The organism is Streptomyces sp. P17 (assembly GCF_032436805.1).
Classification (GTDB): Bacteria; Actinomycetota; Actinomycetes; order Streptomycetales; family Streptomycetaceae; genus Streptomyces.
Genome location: NZ_JAVRBF010001532.1, coordinates 1 through 233 on the forward strand (window position 1 = coordinate 1; position 233 = coordinate 233).

Genomic DNA, 233 nt, shown 5'->3' on the forward strand with positions numbered 1-233 from the left:
GGCTGAACGACCTGCCTGTCGTGCCGCTCGTGACGCAGCGCGACCACGTATCGTTCTTTCCGGGGCAGACGAGGATCCGCAACGACCTCGTCGGCGCCTCACGCCTCAGCTACCTCATGGTCGAGATCGACCAAGCCATCGCCGACGATGCCGGCGCCGGCGATCGCGCAGGGCCCGTCGTCGGCGCGGACAACCCGGTCTGCCTCGCCCTGCTCCGCGGGTTCAGAAGCGAG

At 69.1% G+C, this 233-nt stretch carries 1 protein-coding gene; it reads left to right on the top strand.

The genetic code is table 11. The features are described from left to right. Positions 1-29: 29 nt before the first annotated feature. Positions 30-233: hypothetical protein (locus tag RMT89_RS45595; protein ID WP_315889630.1), on the top strand; the 204-nt coding region annotated here is incomplete at its 3' end.